Here is a 3,482-nt window from a genome sequence, read left to right on the forward strand (position 1 = left end):
ATTATTGATTTTTGTTATTTGAAAAATAGATTAGTCAGAATTACCCAGAAAACAGGGCTTTCTAGCCACGTTTCAAGATCACATTTTACTAAATTTTTAGAGGATATTTTTGAATTTTGGACGCAATTCGACCAGTACAGCAGCGTCATTAAATACGACTTTTCACATATTGTCAACAAAAAAATCATGATCTTGTATTTTTTTTATTTTTTTACCTAAATATGCTGCTTTACAAACAAATGATGCAAATATTCCGTTCCCAAAAATCGTTTATACGTTAAAGCATTTACCATTTATTTTTTGGATAAAAATACTTCTGGAGAGCATTTAGAGCAATACGCAAAGAACTAACAAGATGTGGTAATGTTTGGTTTTCTATAACAAGATGTTGTATCGCGGCATAAAGATTATACTGTCTATAGAGGTGTTGTGCTTCTTTGATAGCCTCTTGCATGTTTGAAAACTGTTCTGTTGCAAATTTAATCCATTTTTCTTTTGCTGTCTCATCAGAAGATGAGGGCATTTTATCATAAACAGCACTTGGCAAACCTTTTGCACACGAATAGTCATTTTTCACTTCAAGATATTTTTGCGCAGCATCATATTGGTCTTGATTTATTTCGCCTTGCAAATAAAGCCGCCCGATATAGGTACCGGAAAGCGGATTTTTAGCCTCTTCTATGGTCAAACAGAAGCGTTTGGCACGCATTTCAATTGCCAATTTATCCATGGGTTCATGCGGTGTTTTTGCTCGTGAGATACGTCCATTTGGTTCTCTGATACACCCTTTAATCCGAGGACGACCACGTTTTGTACGTTTTTTTCTTTTAGCCATATTTTTTCAATCAGAATGGGACGCTATCGTTAAGAGCTGTTCTATAATCTTGAGCACCTGAAGCGATAGCATAATTTTGAGAAGTAATAGGTGAAGGGGTAGGGGATGCCGATTGATCTTTTTTGGCATCAAGCAAATACAACTCGCCTTTGAATTGTGGTAAGACAATCTCTGTTGTGTAACGGTCATGCCCATTTTTATCTTGCCATTTGCGTGTCTGTAACTTTCCTTCTATGTAAACCTTTGAACCTTTGTTTAGATATTGAAGTGCAATTTTTGCCAAATGTGGATTAAAAATCACAACGGAATGCCATTCTGTTTTCTCTACTTTTTGATTGGTTTTTTTATCTGTATAGCTCTCAGAAGTCGCTATACTAAAATTGACTATTTCTGCTCCAGAATTCATTGTTTTGCTTTCGGGATCAGCACCTAAACGCCCGATTAATGTCACTTTATTTAGCATGTTTTTTCTTACCTTAAACTTGTACTTTAATACATAGAAAATCTTAGCATGATTTGCTTATTTTTTCAATTATTTCAAAATGATAATATTGTTTTTTAACATATAAAATTATATTTAATATGCAAAAAAACATAAATAGTTCAGTGTTCATTTAAAACTCTTGAAATACATACATAAATGTATTAACATAAGATATGAAAATAAGATTTGAATGGGATGAAGCTAAAGCGAAAAGTAATCTTAGAAAGCACCGTGTCAGTTTTGAAATTGCTGCTCGTGTTTTTGCAGACCCGTTCGCCATGGTTAAACAAGACCGTATTGAAAACGGAGAATATCGTTGGCAAACTTTGGGTCTTGTGGATGGTTTTTTACTGCTGCTCGTGGCGCATACTGTCCATGATGATAAAGATGGTATAGAAGTAATCCGTATTATTTCAGCGCGGCGAGCTAACTCGAAAGAAAGGAAACGTTATGAAGAAGAAAGTTCTTTATGAAATTGATGTAGGTAACTTATCACCTTTGACAGATAAACAGAGAGTTGAAGTTGATAAGCTGGCTGCAATGCCGGACAGTGCAATTGATCATAGTGATATTCCGTCACTCAATGATGCATTTTGGAAAAACGCCGTTCGCAATCCATTCTATAAACCAACCAAAACTGTCACAACAGTACGTGTGGATTCAGACGTTCTAGCGTGGCTTAAAAGTCAAGGGAAAGGATATCAAACACGGATTAACGCAATTTTACGTGACGCCATGCTTCGTTCAATGCGTTGATCTCTTTCCTGCTACAAAGAGTATCAAACTGCTTTCGATAGTTTTTTATCTCCTTGTTGATCTCATCTATGAACGTTGAGAAGAAACAACGTAATCTGAACAGTTTTATAAAATCGGAAATTTTACTATAGCTTTTTAACTGAGCACTGTAGTGTGTAAATAGATATGTTTATTAAACTGCGTGTATGTAACATAAGAAACAATACACAAACTAAAAAAGAATACCAAAGAGCAATATCTGAGTACCAAAGTACATTATCCAATGAAAAAGAAAGCTTGTACTCCACGTACTTAGAAATGAAAGGTAAAGAAACAGTTTCCTTATAACTATTTGGGAAAATTAAAACGACAAGTGCTAAACTTATTAGCTTTAAAAGTCTGTGCATATACTGTTGTAAATCACGTGTTAGTTTCACCCAACCTGTTGTATTGCCGCGTTTGTATTTTGGGTTGCTCTGCAATTCAGAAGGAATCTTGGAATTGCATAAAATTGCAAAAACAGTTGTGACTATTACCAAAGAAACAGATGCGAATGTCAAAATACTTTGAATAAAGTAGGGATTTTTTTTAATTCCTAAAAAACATAAAAATATAAAAGTTATAATGCCAAACAAGGCTCTTAGCTGCTTATCTGTAAACATATTTATTTCCTGCGGTTTTCGATAATTTTTTGATCTCTCTGTTAATCTCATCTATAAGAGGTTCGTAATTGAGAATGCTTTTCGGAATATTCCCACCGTAAACCCATGCTTTCACCTGCGCTTTGGTACTAAAATCTGCATTTTCTGGTGTGGTATAATACTGTCCGCCATCAAACTTTTCACACTCTCTTGTGCCGTCTTCATATTCGTAGAGGTTGTAAAAATACTCCTCTGCTCCGTCTCCCCAAGGAACATAACCAACAGCTGTTGCAACAAACTCTTTTTGCATAGGCTGTTTACGTTTTTTAAAGAATCTTCGTTTTAATATTTCCATGTTTTAATTCCTATTTTTACCAATTGGTCTATTTACCTAAAATTTGACCGTACAGAGCGTTTTATATTGCGGATGTGGGTTTTTCATCGTAAAATCTTTAAATCGCTTTTTATGGTACCTTTTTGTCGATTTAAATGCATATCTAATCCCAAAATGATCAGCACTTTTCACTATTTTGCTGTTTTAAGCCGCTTTAGAATTGCTACTGTTATGTTGCTCTTCACTAGGCTTGCCTATTCTCATGAATGAAATGCGCTTGCCTCCTAAAGCTAGGTTACGCGTATTTTCAACAGCGATAAAAACCTTCTCAGCAACACCATAAAGCCTGCTTTCTAAATCGCGACAATACTGCGCCAGATCAGCGCATGAGGGGACAAATGTTGTGGACATGCCTTTTGCCTCACCACGTATAAGATTTTTAACGGCTTGCAA

6 protein-coding genes and 1 pseudogene are annotated in these 3,482 nt (G+C 35.3%); 2 read left to right on the forward strand and 5 right to left on the reverse strand.

All coding sequences use genetic code 11. The features are described 5' to 3' along the window. Window positions 1–286: 286 nt before the first annotated feature. Entirely contained in the window at window positions 287–835 is a 549-nt protein-coding gene (locus ACFINO_RS09340; protein ID WP_375632642.1) for a hypothetical protein, read from the reverse strand. 10 nt (window positions 836–845) lie between these two features. Then, window positions 846–1,298, reverse strand: coding sequence for a single-stranded DNA-binding protein (ssb, locus tag ACFINO_RS09345; protein ID WP_375635128.1), 453 nt, complete (start codon window positions 1,296–1,298; stop codon window positions 846–848). Window positions 1,299–1,492: 194 nt separating this feature from the next. On the opposite strand from ssb, the gene ACFINO_RS09350 reads away from it, so the two are divergent. Beyond that, window positions 1,493–1,792 (forward strand): BrnT family toxin, encoded by a 300-nt coding sequence (locus tag ACFINO_RS09350; protein ID WP_375612484.1) that lies wholly within the window; start codon window positions 1,493–1,495, stop codon window positions 1,790–1,792. Continuing rightward, window positions 1,770–2,075, forward strand: a complete 306-nt coding sequence (locus tag ACFINO_RS09355) for a BrnA antitoxin family protein (RefSeq protein WP_273756873.1) — start codon at window positions 1,770–1,772, stop codon at window positions 2,073–2,075. Before ACFINO_RS09350 ends, ACFINO_RS09355 begins: the two co-directional genes overlap by 23 nt. A 125-nt stretch (window positions 2,076–2,200) precedes the next feature. Here ACFINO_RS09355 and ACFINO_RS09360 read toward each other — a convergent pair whose 3' ends face one another. The 3 genes and pseudogenes from ACFINO_RS09360 to ACFINO_RS09370 form a co-directional block, all read right to left on the reverse strand. After that, the gene (locus ACFINO_RS09360; protein ID WP_375655531.1) at window positions 2,201–2,716 is read right to left on the reverse strand and encodes a hypothetical protein; all 516 of its coding nucleotides are present in this window, start codon (window positions 2,714–2,716) and stop codon (window positions 2,201–2,203) included. Next, window positions 2,703–3,050 carry a hypothetical protein gene (locus tag ACFINO_RS09365; RefSeq protein ID WP_375655533.1) on the reverse strand — a complete coding sequence of 116 codons (348 nt, stop codon included), beginning with the start codon at window positions 3,048–3,050 and terminating at the stop codon, window positions 2,703–2,705. Before ACFINO_RS09365 ends, ACFINO_RS09360 begins: the two co-directional genes overlap by 14 nt. Before the next feature lie 183 nt (window positions 3,051–3,233). After that, window positions 3,234–3,482: pseudogene (locus tag ACFINO_RS09370) on the reverse strand (hypothetical protein); the annotation flags it as partial.

The organism is Bartonella sp. AA83SXKL (assembly GCF_042196965.1).
In the GTDB taxonomy this organism is placed as follows: Bacteria; Pseudomonadota; Alphaproteobacteria; order Rhizobiales; family Rhizobiaceae; genus Bartonella.

What these genes read in the sequence shown, in the direction of transcription:
- ACFINO_RS09340 (WP_375632642.1), bottom strand. Translation starts at nt 835, where the DNA reads ATGGCTAAAAGAAAAAAACGTACAAAACGTGGTCGTCCTCGGATTAAA.
- ssb (WP_375635128.1), bottom strand. Translation starts at nt 1,298, where the DNA reads ATGCTAAATAAAGTGACATTAATCGGGCGTTTAGGTGCTGATCCCGAA.
- ACFINO_RS09350 (WP_375612484.1), top strand. Translation starts at nt 1,493, where the DNA reads ATGAAAATAAGATTTGAATGGGATGAAGCTAAAGCGAAAAGTAATCTT.
- ACFINO_RS09355 (WP_273756873.1), top strand. Translation starts at nt 1,770, where the DNA reads ATGAAGAAGAAAGTTCTTTATGAAATTGATGTAGGTAACTTATCACCT.
- ACFINO_RS09360 (WP_375655531.1), bottom strand. Translation starts at nt 2,716, where the DNA reads ATGTTTACAGATAAGCAGCTAAGAGCCTTGTTTGGCATTATAACTTTT.
- ACFINO_RS09365 (WP_375655533.1), bottom strand. Translation starts at nt 3,050, where the DNA reads ATGGAAATATTAAAACGAAGATTCTTTAAAAAACGTAAACAGCCTATG.